Consider the following 453-nt stretch of genomic DNA (forward strand, 5'->3'; position numbering starts at 1 on the left):
GTTGCTGTTCACGCGTGAGGTTAAACTGTGCTGCTGTCTCCGCTAGGTCAGTGTCGGCCGATACAGTAGCATACTTTTCTAATAAGACATCATACTCGTTGCCAATGAGGGCCAGTCCAGTCTCATACTCTTCATCGCTGGTAGCAATGGCACTCGCGTTAAGCCGAGAGCCAAGCTGTCGGGTGAGGTATGACCCAACTTCTTGGCTGTCGCCGCTCTCAGATACTTCTGTTGGGTTCTGGTGTGACGGCGTGGTGTTCGCCTCCGTCGAATTGAGTGGCTCGGAAGCAGGTGTCGTCGCACTCGCGGTGACCGCAAGTCCACTCACAAGAACGATCGTGGCCACGACGAGTGCGAAACGACGCGTACGAGCCGACACAGTTGCCATCTAATGGCGACCACAATAAAAAGCGCAACGACCGTCGCTTAGGTAGCAGTCAGTATCATATAAAC

The 453-nt window shown here is 53.9% G+C and carries 1 pseudogene; it reads right to left on the bottom strand.

Annotated features, from left to right (window positions below):
- Positions 1-346, bottom strand: a pseudogene (locus D3D02_RS21410) (hypothetical protein); the annotation flags it as partial.
- Between the last annotated feature and the right edge of the window lie 107 nt (positions 347-453).

The organism is Halobellus sp. Atlit-38R, assembly GCF_003665925.1.
Lineage (GTDB): Archaea > Halobacteriota > Halobacteria > Halobacteriales > Haloferacaceae > Haloquadratum > Haloquadratum inordinatus.